Below are 16,694 nucleotides of genomic sequence, written 5' to 3'. Positions count from 1 at the left end.
TGTTCCGCCCGGCCGGAGCCATGAGAACAGGCCCCGGCGGCCGGACAGAACAACGCGAAGACAGCCCAGCAGGACGTCAGTCAGTGCCCGGGTCACGACCACCGGAACCCGAGTATCAGCATCAATGTCGGTGCCGCCCTCTATCGTGCGGACGTATGACGACCCTCCCTCGTCCGTCCACGGACCTCTCGGCGGCCGAGGCCCGCCGCATCGCCCTGCGCGCCCAGGGTTTCCTGGGCGCCCCCGACCGCCGCTCCGGTGTCCGGGGGGTCCTGCGTCACCTGGGCGCGGTGCAGCTCGACACCATCTCGGTCCTCGCCCGCTCCCACGAGCTGATCCCCTACGCCCGCCTCGGCGCCGTCGGCCGGGCGACGGTCGAGGACGCGTACTGGAAGTCGGGGTCCGAGCCGCCGCGCGCGTTCGAGTACTGGTCGCACGCGGCCTGCCTGCTGCCGGTCGAGGAGTGGCCGCACTTCGCCTTCCGCCGCCGCGCCTACCGCGCCCGCCCGCACTGGAACCACGACCTCCCCGACGGCGCCTACGACCGGGTCGTCGAGCAGCTCCGTGCCCAGGGCCCGCTCACGGCCACCGACCTGGGCGGCGCGAAGCGCACCAGCGAGTGGTGGGACTGGTCCGGCGCCAAGGTCGCCGTCGAGCGGGCCCTAATGTACGGCGAGGTGGTGTGCGTCGAGCGCCGCGGCTGGAAGCGGGTCTACGACCTCGCCGAGCGCGCGATCCCCCACACGCTGCTGCACGACGAGCTGGACGACGCCGAGTGCCTGCGCCGCCTGGTCCGCCTGGCCGGCAGGTCCCTCGGCGTGGGCACCCGCGCGGACCTCGCCGACTACCACCGGCTCAAGGGCGATCAGGTCGACGCGGTGATCGCCGACTCGGGTCTGGTGCCGGTCGCGGTCGAGGGCTGGCCCAAGCCGGCCTGGGCCGATCCCGAGGCCCTCGCCACGCCTCCGCGCGGACGCCACCGTACGACGCTGCTGTCCCCGTTCGACTCCCTGGTCTGGGAGCGGGCGCGCACCGAGCGGGTCTTCGGCTTCACCCACCGCCTGGAGGCCTACGTTCCGAAGCAGAAGCGGGTGCACGGCTATTTCGCGATGCCCGTGCTCGCCGGTGGCCGGCTCGTCGGCCGCGTCGACCCGGCCCGCGAGGGCCGCACCCTGGTGGCCAAGCAGCTCACGCTGGACGGCCCCAAGGCGGTTCCGGCCGTCGCGCAGGCCCTGGTCGAGGCCGCGGGCTGGGTGGACTGCACGGACGTCCGCGTGGAGCGGGTCGATCCGCCGGAGCTGCGCGAGCCACTCACCCGGGAACTGTCGCGCGCCCTCGCCTGACTCCGCTCAGCGGATCTCGAGGATCTTCTCCCGCATCGCGTAGACCACCGCTTCCATCCTGGAGTGCAGCTGCAGCTTCTCCAGGATGTTGCGCACGTGGTTCTTCACGGTGTTCTCGGAGATGAACAACTCCTTGGCGATGTCCCGGTTGTTCATCCCCGTGGCGACGAGCTTGAGCACTTCGAGTTCACGGTCCGTCAGCCGGGGCGCGGGCACCAGCCGGCGCTCGTCGGTGCGCTGGATCATCGACTTGAACTCGGTGAGCAGCTTCGACGCCATGGACGGGCTGATCTGCGACTGTCCGTCGGCCACCGCGCGGATGGCGGTGGCCACCTCGTCCGTGGAGATCTCCTTGAGGAGGTAACCGGTCGCGCCCGCCTTGATGGCGTCGTAGAGATCCGCTTCCTCGTCGCTGATCGTCAGCATGATGATCTTCGCACTGGGGGCGACCTCCTTGATGGAGGTGCACGCCTCGATACCGCCCCGCCGGGGCATCCGCACATCCATCAGGACGATGTCCGGCAACAGGTCGGCGGCCTTCTCCACGGCCTCCGCGCCGTCCCCCGCCTCGCCGACGACCTGGATGTCCTCCTCGGCCGCGAGCACGATCTCCAGGCCGCGGCGGAAGAGCGCGTGGTCGTCCACCACGAGGACTCTGATCGGCTCCCGCTCCGGCTCCTTCGCCAACTCGCCGGCCGGTTCCCCGTACCTGGAGCGCGTGTCCGGTCCCCTGCCGGTGTCGCCGTCGTCGGAGTCCTTTCCATGCATCGGTCCGAAGCTGTCCGCCATCGTTCCTCCCCCTGAAGGCTGTGGCCTGTGGTCCTGAGCCATCGCCAACCCAAGGCAACGGCCCACCGTTTGGGCCGTTGCCGCCATGATTCCATGCCCGGACGGCACGGGGGTGACAGCTCGGGGTGCGAAGTGGTCGCACACCGGTGCCCCTGGGGGCGCACATGCACGCACCAGGGGCACCGGTCCAGCTGTGACCCGGCCCGGTCAGCCGCCGAGCGTCCCGCCCGCCTCGGGAGCATGCGGGTGCGTGACCATGGTGTCCGTGCTGAGGTGGATCACGCCGTAGTCGTAGGCGTGCCGTCGGTAGACGACACTGGGCTCCTTGGTCTCGGAGTCGACGAACAGATAGAAGTCGTGCCCGACCAGTTCCATCTCGTAGAGCGCCTGGTCCAGGGTCATGGGGGCGGCCACGTGGGTCTTCTCGCGGACGATGAGGGGCCCTTCGCCCTGCACCTCCAGCGGGCTGATCTTCTTGGTGGGGACGGCTTCCTGCTTCTCCTGGGAGGACAGTGCCCCCGTTCCGTTGAGTGTCGCCGCGTCGGGGACGTGGGCGGGCACCTCCGCTGCCGAGATCCTGCGCGCGCCGCGCCGTGAGTAACGCTTGTCGTGCTGCTTGCGCAGTCGGGCGTCCAGCTTCTCCGCTGCCAGGTCGAGCGCCGCGTACGGGTCGCTCGCCGCTGCCTCCGCCCGGATCACCGGACCGCGGGAGTGGAGCGTGATCTCCACCCGGTCACTGCGGTCGGCCTGTCGGGGGTTGGGCTCCTTGGACACCTCGACGTCGAGGCTGATCACCTTGCCGTCGAGCTTCTGGATCTTCTCCAGCTTCAGCTTCTCGGCCACGTGCTTCCGGAACCGCTCGGGCACCTCGGTCTTGCGGCCCTTGACGACGATGTCCACGCAGAACTCCGTTCCCGGATCGCTCCGCCTCGGTGCGGAGCGTCTCCCTTTTGCACCAGGTTCCGGTCGGCCCCGGAACCTCGGACTCGGTGACTTCCACCTCCTCCCCCAGGAGCGAGATCCCCAGTCCACCGGCCCGGGTGATTGCGAAAAACCCGTGGCACGGCATTCGGATTCGAGAGGTGTGGCCTGCGGCTTTCCCTCACAACCGAACATATCTCGCCCGGACGGATGTCGTCACCCTCTTCTACCGCGTACCTCCGTTCAGGTGAATTTACGCTCTCACTACCTGCAACGATGCACGTTCCCCTTCAGTTCCGGCTCATTTCGAAAGAATCCGCTGAAGCCGCAACAACCGCAGCGCACTTCACGTCAATGGGCCGGTCGGCCCCGTGCGCGCCCACTGTGCCCACCGACCGGCCGGACCTCCGGCCCGCCCTCTGGTGAGCCGGTCCGTTTCGCTGTTCTCCACACCGTTCCCAGGTCTCGCCTCTGTACACGAACGCGGGCGCCGACATACTCGAATCGGCCCCGGGATCCGCTTGCGCCCGCAGCGCGGTCCGCACCGCACGCGCCGCCTCCGCCAGCGACGCCCCGGTGGTCATCAGGTCGTCCACGAGGACGACCTGCCCCTCGCGCAGCAGCCGGCCACAGCCCGGCGCCACCACCAGCGCACCGGCGAGGTTGGCATGCCGCTCCCGGGCGTCGAGACCCGACTGGTCGGCCACGCCCCGCCGCTGCCGCAACGCGGGAAGCACCGAGGCGGGTACCCCCTGCCGGCGCAGCGCACCCGCCGCCGCCCGGGCGATCCGCAGGGCGGGGTCGTGGCCACGGGCCCGCACGGCCCGCCGCGCGGACGGCACGGGCACCAGCAGCACCGGGCCCCGGTCGCCGTGGAGCGGCCCCCCGGGCTGGCCGGAGCCCGGCCGCACCACCGCCGCCTCCCGCAGTCCCCCGCGCACGGCTCCCGCCAGGGCTTCGCCCAGCGGCCGGGACAGGGCCAGGGCGCCCCGTTCCTTGTGGGCCAGCAGCGTGGCGCGCACCTCGTCCGCGTACCGGGCGGCCGCGTGCGTCACCGGCAGCCCGGCCGGCTCCGGCTCCGGCCGCACCCGGCGGGGCGCGGCACCGCCGAGCGCCGTACGGCACCGGTCGCACAGCACCGTACGAGGCCTGCCGCATCCGCCGCACTCGGCCGGAAGCACCAGGTCGGTGAGGTCCTGCCACCAGCCCCGCACGGCCCCACTGTGCCAAGGCGCCCCGAGCCCGGCCACCCCTGTGGAAAACTCCCCGGCCCGCCGGCACACCCTTCACCCGGCCGGCGGCCCCTCAGCCCCGCCCGGCATCCGCCGGGCGAGCGCTCATCCCGGATAGACCGGCGCGGTCCCCTCCGTCACCTTCTGCCACTGGGCCCCCGACGGCAGCCGGACGATCCCGTCCACCGAGTGGGCCACCAGCGGCACCTCTTCGTCGGCGGATCCGGCGACCGCCTCGACTCCCGTCAGGGCTGCGGGCTGCGAGACCTCCGGCAGGGAGCCGTCGACCTCGACGTACCGCATCTGCTCCACCCCGCCTTCCTCGCGTCCGACCACGACGAGCCGGCTGTCGCCGGTCCACGACATGGCGGTGACCTGCTCCAGCTCGGGCGTCGCAGGCCTCGGTTGCAGCACGGTGACAGCGGGCCGCGCGCCTGTCTTCTCGGCCGGTCCGGCCGGCCCCTCCGTCCCGCTCCGCTCGATCCGTCCGATCATCAGGGAGCGCCGGTCGCCCTCGGCCACGACGAGCGCGATCCTGACCCCGTCGGCCGCCACCCGGACCGACTGGATGCGCCCGTCCAGGCCTGGAGTGCGCACCTCCAGCGGCTCGCCCCCACCCTCCTCGAGCAGGAACAGCCCCGGATCGGCGGGGTCGCGGTCGGCCACCCACAGACCGCCCTGCGCGTCCCAGCTGGGCGCGGTCAGCCGGTCGTCCTCGGACTCGCCCCGGCTGCTCAGCACGGGCTCCCCGAGCGAACCGCCCGGCACGATCGAGCCGACGTACAGCGACTGCCCGTCGAGCGTGACCCCGGCCGCCGTGCGTTCGTCCCGCGAGACGGCCACCGACCGCAACGAGGTCTCGCCCTCGCCGAGCGCGCCGGGCACCGGGTCCGGCTGGGTGGCGGTGCCGCCGGCGGGGATCCGCACCAGCCGGTGCTCCTCGTCGAGGAAGTACAGGTAGTCGGGACTGTCCAGCGAGCCCCGGTCGGCCACGGTCTCGGTCGCCTCCTGGGGCAGCGAGCACAGCTGTTTCCCCTCGGCCCGCAGTTCGACCTCGTCCACGGCGGGGCTGAGATCGCGCAGCGTGAACAGCAGCTGGGCGGCCATCTCCTTGCACAGCCCGGTACCGGCTCCGGCCGCCTTGTCGTTGAGCGGCACGGTCAGCTTGCCGTGGTCGTCCGCCGCCAGCGGCCCGGCGTCCTCGTGCAGTGCCGCGCCCGCGGGGAAGCTCGACCTGACGACCGGGTCGAGCCAGGCCGTGGGACCGCCCAGCAGCGAACGCACCATCTGGGTGGTGGGCTCCACATGGCTGCGGACGTACACCGGGTCGGCGACCGCCATCGGTGGTCCGTCCGCGGCGGCCCTCGAGGTGGTGGAGGCGAAGTAGTACTTGCTGACGGACATGTAGTTGCGCTGGAAGTCCGACTTTCCCATGACGACGCCCTGCGGGACCCCGTCGATGCGCCACTGCCCGCTCTTCGCGTCCCGTGTGAGATGCACGAGCTTGCCGTACGGCCCGGTGGCGGACGCGTACGCCTGCTGCGCGTCCACGGTGGCGACCTTCTCGCCGGTCAGCGTGAAGGAGACCGCGCCGGTGTCCTCCCGGCCAGGCCGGTCGGCCTGCGCACCCGGCCCGTCCGCCAGTACCGTGGTGGACAGCTCGGGCTTCCAGGCCCGGGCCGCCTCGGTGGTCAGATACTGACGCGCGGTCTTGTAGTCCGCGTCGTCGCTGGTCAGCGCCTCCAGGAAACCCTGCACGATCTGTGCGGGCGACGCGTCCTCGCTCGGCGGCATCGCGAACACCCTCACCTGCGCGTCCTGCCGGGGCGTGGACTCCACGCCCCGCAGATCCCCGCTGTCGGGCATCGAGGCGCACCCCGCCAGCAGTACGGCACCGCTGGTGGCGTACGCGATCATCCGTGCCGGCGCCCCTCGGCCGCGCCCTGCGCGCTCACCGCCCACGTGAAGCCTCCCCCTGCCTGCCTCCGAGGCCGTCGTGCCCTTCCGGACCGTCCGCATCGTCCAGGCCGTCCAGTTCGTCCACGTCATCCAGTTCGTCCACGTCACCGGCGTCGTCATCCGCGGCGGCGTCGGTGCCCCCGGCGGCAGGCTCCGCGTCTCCCGCGGCCGGTCCCGCCGGCTCCTCCCGGCGCGGCGCGCCGGCTGCCGGCCGCGACACCACGCGTGCGCCGTTGCCGGGCAGTGCCGTCGGATCGGCCGTGGGTGTCACGGCGGCCGACAGCGGGGCGAGCGGATCGCGGGCCGCGCGGGCAGAGCCCTCGGTGTCCGCGGGCGGCGCGGGCAGGGTGGCCCGTTTCTCGCCGTCCCCGCCGCCGTGCGGCAGACCGGCGGCGTCGAGTCCGCGGTTGCGGCGCGAGTCCCGGGGCTCCAACGGTATCGGGGAGCCCCGCAGCGGCTCGTCCGCCGTCCGGGGCAGCGTCAGCCGGAACTGCGAGCCGCCGCCCGGCTCCCCCCAGGCCTGGAGCCAGCCGCCGTGCAGCCGCGCGTCCTCCAGCGCGATGGACAGCCCCAGCCCGGTGCCGCCGGTGGTCCGCGCGCGTGCCGGGTCCGCCCGCCAGAAGCGGCTGAAGACCCGGGTCGCCTCACCGGGCTTGAGCCCGACGCCGTAGTCCCGCACGGCGAGGGCGACCGCCCCGCCCGCTGCGGCGAGCTTGACGACGACGTCCTTGCCGTCGCCGTGCTCCACCGCGTTGACGACGAGGTTGCGCAGGACACGCTCCACCCGCCGGGCGTCGGCCTCGGCGACGACGGGCTGCTGGTCGCCGACCACCTTGATCCGTGTGCCCTTGCGCTCGGCGAGCGGCTCGGCCCCGCCGACCACACGCCGTACGACGACCCGCAGGTCGACCGGCTCCGCTTCCAGGGCCGCCGCGCCCGCGTCGAAGCGGCTGATCTCCAGCAGGTCCGAGAGCAGCGACTCGAACCGGTCGATCTGGTCGGCGAGCAGCTCGGCCGACCGCGCGGTCACCGGGTCGAAGTCCTCACGCGCCTCGTGGATGACGTCCGCCGCCATCCGTACGGTCGTCAGCGGTGTCCGCAGCTCGTGGGAGACGTCCGACACGAACCGGCGCTGCATCCGTGACAGGTCCTCGAGCTGGTTGATCTTCAGCTGGAGGTTCTGCGCCATCTTGTTGAAGGCCTCGCCGAGCCGCGCGATGTCGTCCTCGCCGGTGACCTTCATCCGTTCCTGGAGCCGCCCGGCGGACAGCCGCTCGGCGATCCCGGCCGCCATCCGCACCGGCGTCACGACCTGCCGCACCACGAGCCAGGCGATCGCCCCGAGGAGGACGACGACGAACAGACCGGCGGTCGCCAGCGTGCCCTTGACCAGGCTCAGCGACTTCTCCTCCTGCGACAGCGGGAAGAGGTAGTACAGCTGGTACGGATCGCCGTTGGGGTCGTTGACCTGCTTGCCGATGACCAGACCGGGCTGGGAGTCCGCGCCGTCGCTGTAGACGATCCGCGTGTACCGCTGTGTCGCCCCCGTGCTGGTGTCGATCCGGTCCCGCAGGTCGCCGGGCACGCTCTGGGCCGGGTCGACGTGCCCGGAGGCGCGCGGCCCGCGCCCGCCGCCGCTCTCGTCGCCCATGGGCAGGGTGACCACGTCGAAGGCGCCCTGACCGCCGCTGGAGAGCGACTCCACGAGGTCGCTCATCCACTGGATGACGCTCTGCGAGGACCCGTCCACCGCGGACGGATCCTCCCCGGTGCCGCTCGCGGCCTCGTCGGCCCGCTGCTTGGCCACCGCGAACCCGCCGGTGGCCTGGCTCTGGGACGCCTTCACCTTGGCGTCCAGCAGGCCGTTGCGCACCTGGCCGATGACGACGAAGCCCAGCAGCAGGACCACGCCCAGCGACATCAGCAGAGTGGTGACGACGACCTTGAGCTGGATGTTGCGCCGCCACAGCCGCATGACGGGCAGCAGCGGCCGGCGCACCCAGCGCACGAACAGGCGGATGACCGGGCTGCCCTGGACTCCGCCCTGCAGCAGCCCGCCCGCCGGGAGGCGCCCCCAGCGGGAACGCCTCGGGGTGCGGCCCTCGGACGTCCGGCCGACAGACCGCTCCGGTCGGTCCCCGGACCGGCCGGAGCCCGAAGCGGCACTGTCACCGGACATGTCAGCTCGGCCCTGCCTTGTAGCCGACTCCACGGACGGTCACCACGATCTCCGGCTTCTCCGGGTCCTTCTCGACCTTGGAGCGCAGCCGCTGGACATGGACGTTCACCAGCCGGGTGTCGGCCGCGTGGCGGTACCCCCAGACCTGCTCGAGGAGCACCTCCCGGGTGAACACCTGCCACGGCTTGCGGGCCAGCGCGACCAGCAGGTCGAACTCCAGCGGGGTCAGCGCGATCGACTGCCCCTCCCGCTTCACGGAGTGCCCGGCCACGTCGATCACCAGGTCGCCGATGGCGAGCTGTTCCGGCGCGGGCTCCTCCGACCTGCGCAGCCGCGCCCGGATCCGGGCGACCAGCTCCTTCGGCTTGAACGGCTTGACGATGTAGTCGTCGGCGCCGGACTCCAGGCCCACCACGACGTCGACGGTGTCGCTCTTCGCCGTGAGCATCACGATCGGCACCCCGGACTCCGCCCTGATCAGGCGGCACACCTCGATGCCGTCCCGGCCGGGCAGCATCAGATCCAGCAGCACCAGATCGGGCTTGGCCTCACGGAAAGCGGCCAGCGCCTTGTCGCCGTCGGCTACGAAAGACGGCTCAAAACCTTCACCACGCAGCACAATGCCGAGCATCTCGGCCAGTGCGGTGTCGTCGTCGACGACAAGGACTCGTCCCTTCATAAACGACATCATCCCATTAGCTATTCGTGACCTGGCGTGACCTGGCACACAGCTCGGCCAGGGCCTCTGCCGTCACGGGTGAGACGGCACCTTCCTCCGTGACGATCGCCGTGACCAGCTCTGGTGGTGTCACGTCGAACGCCGGGTTGTACGCCTGGGTCCCCAGGGGTGCCACAAGAATCCCGCCTCCCGCTTCGGTTCCGGCCACCGGCACCTGCGGTGCCGTGACCTCGGTCACTTCATGCCCGGGGCGCTGCTCGACCTCGATGGACGCCCCGTCCGGTGTCCGGGGATCGACCGTCGTCACCGGTGCCACCACTATGAACGGCACATGGTGGTACCGCGCGAGCACCGCGAGCGGATAGCTCCCCACCTTGTTCGCCACCGAGCCGTCGGCCGCGATGCGGTCCGCCCCCACCAGTACCGCGTCCACCTCGCCCGCCGCGAACAGCGATCCCGCCGCACTGTCGGTGAGCAGCGTGTACGCCATGCCGCTACGGGCCGCCTCGTATGCCGTCAGGCGAGCACCTTGCAGCAACGGACGCGTTTCGTCCACCCACAGCCGCCTGAGCCGGCCCGCCCGGTGCGCCGCCAGCGCCACCGCGAACGCCGTGCCCTCTCCGCCCGACACCAGCGAACCGGTGTTGCAGTGGGTGAGGATCCGGTGCCCGCCGCCGGGCATCAGCTCGTCCAGCAGCGCCAGGCCGTGCCCGGCCATCCGGGCGCTGGCCTCGGCGTCCTCCCGGTGCAGCTGCCGCGCCGCGGCCAGCGCCGCCCCGGCCGCCTCCTGGAGATCACCGCCGCGGGCGAGGACGCCCTGGTGGGCGTCCAGGGCCCGGCGCACCCCCACGCCGAGGTTCACCGCGGTGGGCCGGGCGCCCTCCAGCGCGGCCGCGGCGTCGCCCACCTCGAAGCCCCGTGCGGCGGCGAGGGCGACGCCGTACGCCCCCGCGATGCCCAGCAGTGGCGCACCGCGTACGGCGAGCGAGCTGATCGCCTCCACGAGCGCGGAGGCGTCCGTGCAGACGAGTTCGACCTCCTCGGCCGGCAGTCTGGTCTGGTCCAGGAGCACCAGAACGGGCCCCTCCGGTGGCTCCTCCCAGCGGATCACCGGGATCTCGGTCGGCCGCTTGTGGTCGCCGCTGTGTGCGTACTGATCAGCCATGCCGCCAGTCTGCCCCCTGGAGCGCGGACAATTGAAGGCGCAGCCCTCACCTCGGCCGGTCCGTCGCCGACCGCCCCATGGCACGATGGCAGCGAACCTGCCGCCGCGACCGCGGACGGGCACCGTGAAGGAGCGACGATGAACGACACTCCGGGCTGGGCTTCGCCCGGATCCGCCCCGTCCGAAGGGCAGGGACCGGATGCGTCCGGACCTGCCGCGCCCGCAGACCGCCCGAACCCCGAGCAGCCCGCCCCGCAGGGTCCGGGCTGGTCGAAGGAGCAGCCGCCGAGCCAGTGGTCCGCGCCCACCGGCCGGCCCGGCACCCCGGACCCCGGCCAGGCGCCCCCGCCGGGCTGGGGCGCCCCGCCGCCGGCCGGGCCCGGCCCTCACGGACCCGGTGGCCACGGCGGCGGGTACGCAGGCCCTGGCGGCTACGGCGGTCACGGCTCCTGGGGAGGAGGCTGGGGCGGTCCCCCGCCCGCGGCCAAGCCCGGTGTGATCCCGCTCCGCCCGCTCGGGGTGGGCGAGATCCTCGACGGCGCGGTCTCCACCATGCGCACCCACTGGCGCACCGTCCTCGGCATCGCGCTGACCGTCGCCGTCCTCACCGAGGTCGTCGCAGTCCTCGTCCAGGGGTTCTTCCTGGACAGCTCCAGCGCCGCGGCCCTCAGCGATCCGGGCGCGACCCTCGACGAACTGACCGCCGCCATGGGGGACTCCCTGCTCAACAGCGGGGTGATCTTCATGGTCACCCTGATCGGCACCGTCGCCGCCACCGCCCTGCTCACCACCGTCACCAGCCGCGCCGTGCTCGGCACCTCGGTCACCGCCGCCGAGGCCTGGCGCGACGCCCGCCCCCAGATCCTGAGGCTGTTCGGCCTGATCTGCCTGCTGCTGATCACCGTGCTCGTCATCACGGTGGGCGCGGTACCCGGCTTCGTCATGACCGCCGCGGTCGGCGGTGGAGGCGCGGTGGCACTCACCGTCCTGGGCATCATCGGCGCCGGCCTCGTCGCCCTGTGGCTGATGATCCGCTACTCGCTGGCCTCGCCCACGCTGATGCTGGAGAAGCAGGGCGTCCTCAAGGCGCTGAGCCGGTCCGCGAAGCTGGTGCGCGGCTCCTGGTGGCGGATCTTCGGCATCCAGCTGCTCGCGACGATCATCGCGAACGTCGTCGCGTCGATCATCATCATCCCCTTCACCTTCATCGCCGCGGCCTTCACCGGCGACGGCGTCACCGGCTTCCTCAACAGCGCCGGCGGCGACATCGGCTGGACGTTCCTCATCATCACCGGAATCGGCGCGGTCATCGGCGCGATGATCACGTACCCGATCACGGCCGGCGTCACCGTGCTCCTCTACATCGACCAGCGCATCCGCCGCGAGGCCCTCGACCTCGAACTGGGCCGCGCCGCCGGCGTCCAGGGCTACGGGCCCGGCACCGTCCCGGGGAGCTGACAGGGTGCACACCGCGGGGGGAGTGCTCACCGTGCTCACGTCGGCGCCGACACTGCCCGAAGCCGCCGGCAGCGCCGTCCTGGCACTGCCGCGCGGTGACGGCGAACCGCCCGTCACCCTCCCGCGCGACCCCGCGCGGGAGGCGGCCCGGCGCGAACTGTCCAAGCAGATGTACCACGAGAACGACCCCAGCTGGTTCCAGCGGGCCCTGGACGCCTTCTGGGAACGGGTCGGCAAGCTGTTCGACGCCGCCTCCACCGCCGCGCCCGGCGGCACGCTCGGGCTGATCGTCATCGTCGTCGCCGTGCTTGCCGTCCTGGGCGCCCTGTGGTGGCGCCTGGGCACCCCACGCCGCCGGCCGACCTCCGCGCCCGTCCTGTTCGACGACCGCCCCCGCAGCTCCGCCGAACACCGCGCGGCCGCCGAGGCACACGCCGCCCAGGGCCACTGGAACCAGGCCGTCCAGGAACGCATGCGCGCCCTCGTCCGCGCCCTGGAGGAACGCGCCCTGCTCGACCTCCGCCCCGGCCGCACCGCCGACGAGGCCGCCGCGGAGGCCGGCCGCGCCCTGCCCGCCCACACCGGCCGGCTGCACACCGCGGCCCAAAACTTCGACGACGTGACCTACGGCGGCCGCACCGCGACGGAGGAGGCGTACCGCCGGCTCACCGAACTCGACCGCGACCTGGAACGGGCCAGGCCCCGGCTCGCGAGCGCCTCCGCCGGCAGCCACAACCACAGCGACACGGGCGGCAACGCCCGTCAGGGAGCCGCCGGATGACGACCGAGGTCCCGCTCCCTCCCACCTCGGCCTCGCCCACCGCCCGCCAGGTGTGGACCCGCGCGCGAGGCGTCGTCCTCGCACTCGCGCTGCTGGCCGTGGCAGCCGTCGTCATCGCCGTGGTCCGCTCCGACGCCCGCCACGGCGAACTCGACCCGCGCTCCGCCGACCGCTACGGCAGCCGCGCGGTCGCCGAACTCCTCGCCGACCGCGGCGTGGACACGCGCGTCGTCACCACCCTGGAAGAGGCGTCCGCCGCCGCGAAACCCGACACGACCCTCCTGGTGGCCGTCCCCGACCTCCTGACGCACCGCCAGCAGTCGCGGCTGCACTCCGGGTTCGCCGACTCCGGCGGCCGCACCGTCCTGGTCTCCGCCGGCAGCACGTCCGTCGACCGGCTGGCCCCGGGCGTCATCGCCGACCCGGCCACCAGCTTCGGCTCGACCCTCGACCCGGTCTGCGACCTGCCCGCCGCCGTCCGCGCGGGCTCCGCCGACACGGGCGGCCTGCGCTACACCACCGCCCATCTCGACGCAGACGAGTGCTACCCCAGCGAGCGCCTGGCCACCCTGCTGCGCATCCCGGCAGCCACCGGGGGCGGCGACACCGTCCTCCTCGGCGCCCCCGACGTCCTTCTCAACGACCGCCTCGACGAGCACGGCAACGCCTCGCTCGCCCTCCAGCTCCTCGGCTCGCGCCCGCATCTCGTCTGGTACCTCCCCTCCCTCGCCGACGCCTCCGCCGCCTCGGAAGAGGGCCGACGCAGCTTCTTCGACCTGCTCCCCTCCGGCTGGCTCTGGGGCACCGCGCAGCTCTTCGTCGCGGCGGCCCTGGCCGCCCTGTGGCGGGCGCGCCGGCTCGGCCCGCTCGTCCCCGAAAGACTCCCCGTCGCGATCCGCGCCTCCGAAACCGTCGAAGGCCGCGCCCGCCTCTACCGCAAGGCGAACGCCCGCGACCGCGCGGCCACCGCTCTGCGCTCCACCACCCGCACGCGCCTCGCCCCTCTCGCAGGCGTCCCCGTGTCCCGGGCCCACACGCCCGAGACCCTGCTTCCCTCCCTGTCCACCCGCCTCCACGGCGACGGGCAGGCCCTGCACGATCTCCTGTTCGGCCCACCACCCGGCGACGACGCAGCCCTGACCACCCTCGCCGCCCGACTCGACGCCCTCGAAAGAGAGGTACGCCGTCCATGATGGACCCGACCACTGACAACGCCGCGCACACCGGGGGTCCGGCCGCCGCCCGTGCCTCCCTGGAAGCCCTGCGCGCCGAGATCGCCAAAGCCGTGGTCGGCCAGGACCCCGCTGTCACCGGCCTCGCCGTCGCCCTGCTGTGCCGCGGACACGTCCTCCTCGAAGGTGTTCCCGGTGTCGCCAAGACCCTGCTCGTCCGCACCCTCGCCGCGGCCCTCGACCTCGACACCAAGCGCGTCCAGTTCACCCCCGACCTGATGCCGAGCGACGTCACCGGCTCCCTGGTCTACGACGCCCGCACCTCCGAGTTCTCCTTCCAGCCCGGCCCGGTCTTCACCAACCTCCTCCTCGCGGACGAGATCAACCGCACGCCCCCGAAAACCCAGGCCTCCCTGCTGGAGGCCATGGAGGAGCGCCAGGTCACCGTCGACGGCACCGCCCGCCCCCTCCCCGACCCCTTCCTGGTCGCCGCCACCCAGAACCCCGTGGAGTACGAGGGCACCTACCCCCTCCCCGAGGCGCAGCTCGACCGCTTCCTCCTCAAACTCACGATCCCGCTGCCCTCGCGCCAGGACGAGATCGACGTCCTCACCCGCCACACCGAGGGCTTCAACCCCCACGACCTGCGCGCCGCCGGCGTACGCCCCGTCGCCACCGCAGCCGATCTGGAAACCGCCCGCACCGCGGTGGCGAAGACGACGGTGTCCCCCGAGATCACCGCCTACGTCGTCGACATCTGCCGCGCCACGCGCGAATCGCCGTCCCTCGCCCTCGGCGTCTCCCCCCGAGGAGCCACCGCCCTCCTGTCCACCGCCCGCGCCTGGGCCTGGCTGACCGGACGCGACTACGTCATCCCCGACGACGTCAAGGCCCTCGCCCTGCCCACCCTCCGCCACCGCGTACAGCTGCGCCCGGAGGCCGAGATGGAAGGCGTCACGACCGACTCGGTCATCAACGCGATCCTCGCCCACGTCCCCGTTCCCCGCTGATGGCCCTCACCGGACGCGCCGCTCTCCTGGCGGCTCTCGGCTCTCTCCCCGTCGGTCTCTGGGAACCGGGCTGGGCGGGCCTGCTCGCCGTCAACGCCCCCCTGGCGGTGGCCTGTGCCTGCGACTTCGCCCTGGCCGCCCCCGTACGCCGGCTCGGCCTCAGCCGCTCCGGGGACACCTCCGTACGCCTGGGCGACAGCGCCGACGTCACCCTGACGGTCACCAACACGTCCGGCCGACCGCTCCGGGCCCGTATCCGTGACGCCTGGCCCCCCAGCAGCTGGCAGCCCGGCACCGAGGTGGCAGCCTCCCGGCACCGCCTCACGGTCCCCGCGGGTGAACGCCGGCGCGTCACCACCCGGCTGCGCCCCACCCGCCGCGGCGACCGCCGGGCCGACCGTGTCACCGTCCGGTCCTACGGCCCGCTCGGTCTCCTCGCCCGCCAGGGCACCCACGACGTCCCTTGGACGGTCCGTGTGCTGCCGCCGTTCACCAGCCGCAAACACCTGCCCTCCAAACTGGCCCGGCTGCGCGAGCTGGACGGCCGCACCAGCGTCCTCACCCGCGGCGAGGGCACGGAGTTCGACAGCCTGCGCGCGTACGTCCCCGGCGACGACACCCGCTCCATCGACTGGCGTGCCACGGCCCGGCAGTCCGCCGTGGCGGTACGCACCTGGCGCCCCGAACGCGACCGGCACATCCTGTTGGTCCTCGACACCGGCCGCACCTCCGCGGGCCGGGTCGGCGACGTTCCCCGCCTGGACGCCTCCATGGACGCGGCCCTGCTCCTCGCGGCCCTCGCCTCCCGGGCCGGCGACCGCGTCGACCTCCTCGCCCACGACCGCCGCCTCCGCGCCCTCGTCCAGGGCCGTTCGGCAGGCGACGTCCTCCCTTCCCTGGTCAACGTCATGGCTGTCCTCGAACCGGAGCTCGTCGAAACCGATGCGCGAAGCCTCACGGCCACAGCCCTGCGCACAGCCCCTCGCCGCTCCCTGATCGTCCTTTTCACGACACTCGACGCGGCCCCCATAGAGGAGGGTCTGCTCCCCGTGCTGGCCCAGCTCACCCAGCGCCACACGGTCCTGCTCGCCTCGGTCGCCGACCCGCACCTGGCACGGATGTCCAACGCCCGTGGAAACACCGACGCCGTGTACGAGGCCGCGGCAGCAGCCCAGGCTCAGACGGAACGCGACCGCACTGCGGAACAACTCCGCCGCCACGGCGTCACAGTCGTCGAAGCAACCCCGGACGGCCTGGCACCGGCCCTGGCAGACGCCTACCTCGCCTTGAAGGCAGCGGGACGCCTCTGAGAGGAGAGAGGGAGGGGGCCGCACAGCCCCAAGGCCCCCAATAAACGCAGAAAGCCCCGTGCCGAATGGCACGGGGCTTTCCCTCAAAAATTGTTCGGCGGCATCCTACTCTCCCACAGGGTCCCCCCTGCAGTACCATCGGCGCTGTAAGGCTTAGCTTCCGGGTTCGGAATGTAACCGGGCGTTTCCCCTACGCCATGACCACCGAAACACTATGAAACAGACAACCGCACCGCACCCCGCCGAAAAAACGGCGGAACACGGGGTCGTTCGTGGTTTCAGAACCAACACAGTGGACGCGAGCAACTGAGGACAAGCCCTCGGCCTATTAGTACCGGTCAACTCCACACGTTACCGTGCTTCCATATCCGGCCTATCAACCCAGTCGTCTACTGGGAGCCTTACCCTCTCATGGAGGTGGGAGTCCTCATCTCGAAGCAGGCTTCCCGCTTAGATGCTTTCAGCGGTTATCCCTCCCGAACGTAGCCAACCAGCCATGCCCTTGGCAGGACAACTGGCACACCAGAGGTTCGTCCGTCCCGGTCCTCTCGTACTAGGGACAGCCCTTCTCAAGACTCCTACGCGCACAGCGGATAGGGACCGAACTGTCTCACGACGTTCTAAACCCAGCTCGCGTACCGCTTTAATGGGCGAACAGCCCAACCCTTGGGACCGACTCCAGCCCCAGGATGCGAC

Annotated in this window: 13 protein-coding genes and 2 rRNA genes; 6 read left to right on the top strand and 9 right to left on the bottom strand. The window is 72.3% G+C overall.

Features of this window, described 5'->3' with window-relative positions:
- The first annotated feature begins 155 nt into the window (after nt 1–155).
- The gene (locus TU30_RS23255) at nt 156–1,343 is read left to right on the top strand and encodes a winged helix-turn-helix domain-containing protein (protein WP_042173170.1); all 1,188 of its coding nucleotides are present in this window, start codon (nt 156–158) and stop codon (nt 1,341–1,343) included.
- Between the two features lie 6 nt (nt 1,344–1,349).
- Here the strand turns inward: TU30_RS23255 and TU30_RS23250 are convergent, their stop codons facing one another.
- From TU30_RS23250 to mtnA, 7 genes are all read right to left on the bottom strand, one after another.
- Complete coding sequence (locus TU30_RS23250) at nt 1,350–2,132, bottom strand: response regulator transcription factor (protein ID WP_042173169.1); 783 nt, start codon at nt 2,130–2,132, stop codon at nt 1,350–1,352.
- Between the two features lie 207 nt (nt 2,133–2,339).
- On the bottom strand, nt 2,340–3,032 hold the full coding sequence (gene hpf / locus TU30_RS23245; protein ID WP_042173167.1) for a ribosome hibernation-promoting factor, HPF/YfiA family: 693 nt from the start codon (nt 3,030–3,032) through the stop codon (nt 2,340–2,342).
- Between the two features lie 311 nt (nt 3,033–3,343).
- A complete protein-coding gene (locus tag TU30_RS23240) occupies nt 3,344–4,267 on the bottom strand; it encodes a ComF family protein (RefSeq protein ID WP_042173165.1) in 924 nt (307 codons plus the stop codon).
- A gap of 123 nt (nt 4,268–4,390) precedes the next feature.
- A complete protein-coding gene (locus TU30_RS23235) occupies nt 4,391–6,247 on the bottom strand; it encodes an LpqB family beta-propeller domain-containing protein (RefSeq protein WP_042173163.1) in 1,857 nt (618 codons plus the stop codon).
- The gene (gene mtrB, locus TU30_RS23230) at nt 6,237–8,423 is read right to left on the bottom strand and encodes an MtrAB system histidine kinase MtrB (protein ID WP_042173161.1); all 2,187 of its coding nucleotides are present in this window, start codon (nt 8,421–8,423) and stop codon (nt 6,237–6,239) included. Before mtrB ends, TU30_RS23235 begins: the two co-directional genes overlap by 11 nt.
- Before the next feature lies 1 nt (nt 8,424).
- Entirely contained in the window at nt 8,425–9,114 is a 690-nt protein-coding gene (gene mtrA, locus TU30_RS23225) for a two-component system response regulator MtrA (protein WP_193478414.1), read from the bottom strand.
- 4 nt (nt 9,115–9,118) lie between these two features.
- Nucleotides 9,119–10,267: an S-methyl-5-thioribose-1-phosphate isomerase gene (gene mtnA, locus TU30_RS23220; protein WP_042173157.1), complete on the bottom strand. Its 1,149-nt coding sequence runs from the start codon at nt 10,265–10,267 to the stop codon at nt 9,119–9,121.
- A gap of 138 nt (nt 10,268–10,405) precedes the next feature.
- Between mtnA and TU30_RS23215 the strand changes: the two genes are divergently transcribed.
- The 5 genes from TU30_RS23215 to TU30_RS23195 are packed head-to-tail and all read left to right on the top strand — an operon-like array spanning nt 10,406 to nt 15,998.
- A complete protein-coding gene (locus TU30_RS23215; RefSeq protein WP_042173155.1) occupies nt 10,406–11,725 on the top strand; it encodes a membrane protein in 1,320 nt (439 codons plus the stop codon).
- A gap of 4 nt (nt 11,726–11,729) precedes the next feature.
- On the top strand, nt 11,730–12,506 hold the full coding sequence (locus TU30_RS23210) for a DUF4129 domain-containing protein (RefSeq protein ID WP_199816887.1): 777 nt from the start codon (nt 11,730–11,732) through the stop codon (nt 12,504–12,506).
- Nucleotides 12,503–13,699, top strand: a complete 1,197-nt coding sequence (locus TU30_RS23205) for a DUF4350 domain-containing protein (RefSeq protein WP_042173152.1) — start codon at nt 12,503–12,505, stop codon at nt 13,697–13,699. Before TU30_RS23210 ends, TU30_RS23205 begins: the two co-directional genes overlap by 4 nt.
- A complete protein-coding gene (locus TU30_RS23200; RefSeq protein WP_370626697.1) occupies nt 13,699–14,688 on the top strand; it encodes an AAA family ATPase in 990 nt (329 codons plus the stop codon). The genes TU30_RS23205 and TU30_RS23200 overlap by 1 nt, the downstream gene beginning before the upstream one ends.
- Nucleotides 14,688–15,998 (top strand): DUF58 domain-containing protein, encoded by a 1,311-nt coding sequence (locus TU30_RS23195; protein ID WP_042173148.1) that lies wholly within the window; start codon nt 14,688–14,690, stop codon nt 15,996–15,998. Before TU30_RS23200 ends, TU30_RS23195 begins: the two co-directional genes overlap by 1 nt.
- Nucleotides 15,999–16,090: 92 nt before the next feature.
- Here TU30_RS23195 and rrf read toward each other — a convergent pair.
- Both rrf and TU30_RS23185 read right to left on the bottom strand, forming a co-directional pair.
- A 5S ribosomal RNA gene (gene rrf / locus TU30_RS23190) occupies nt 16,091–16,207 on the bottom strand.
- A gap of 99 nt (nt 16,208–16,306) precedes the next feature.
- Nucleotides 16,307–16,694 (bottom strand): 23S ribosomal RNA (locus TU30_RS23185); the annotation flags it as partial.

Source organism: Streptomyces sp. NBRC 110035 (assembly GCF_000829695.1).
Taxonomy (GTDB): domain Bacteria; phylum Actinomycetota; class Actinomycetes; order Streptomycetales; family Streptomycetaceae; genus Streptomyces.
The sequence above is the reverse complement of the archived record's forward strand: the minus strand, read 5'-3'. Positions and strand labels throughout refer to the sequence as shown.

Bases quoted from the DNA above. Each gene is read 5' to 3' on its own strand.
- TU30_RS23255 (WP_042173170.1), top strand. From the start codon at position 156: ATGACGACCCTCCCTCGTCCGTCCACGGACCTCTCGGCGGCCGAGGCC.
- TU30_RS23250 (WP_042173169.1), bottom strand. From the start codon at position 2,132: ATGGCGGACAGCTTCGGACCGATGCATGGAAAGGACTCCGACGACGGC.
- mtrB (WP_042173161.1), bottom strand. From the start codon at position 8,423: ATGTCCGGTGACAGTGCCGCTTCGGGCTCCGGCCGGTCCGGGGACCGA.
- mtrA (WP_193478414.1), bottom strand. From the start codon at position 9,114: ATGATGTCGTTTATGAAGGGACGAGTCCTTGTCGTCGACGACGACACC.
- mtnA (WP_042173157.1), bottom strand. From the start codon at position 10,267: ATGGCTGATCAGTACGCACACAGCGGCGACCACAAGCGGCCGACCGAG.
- TU30_RS23215 (WP_042173155.1), top strand. From the start codon at position 10,406: ATGAACGACACTCCGGGCTGGGCTTCGCCCGGATCCGCCCCGTCCGAA.
- TU30_RS23205 (WP_042173152.1), top strand. From the start codon at position 12,503: ATGACGACCGAGGTCCCGCTCCCTCCCACCTCGGCCTCGCCCACCGCC.
- TU30_RS23200 (WP_370626697.1), top strand. From the start codon at position 13,699: ATGGACCCGACCACTGACAACGCCGCGCACACCGGGGGTCCGGCCGCC.
- TU30_RS23195 (WP_042173148.1), top strand. From the start codon at position 14,688: ATGGCCCTCACCGGACGCGCCGCTCTCCTGGCGGCTCTCGGCTCTCTC.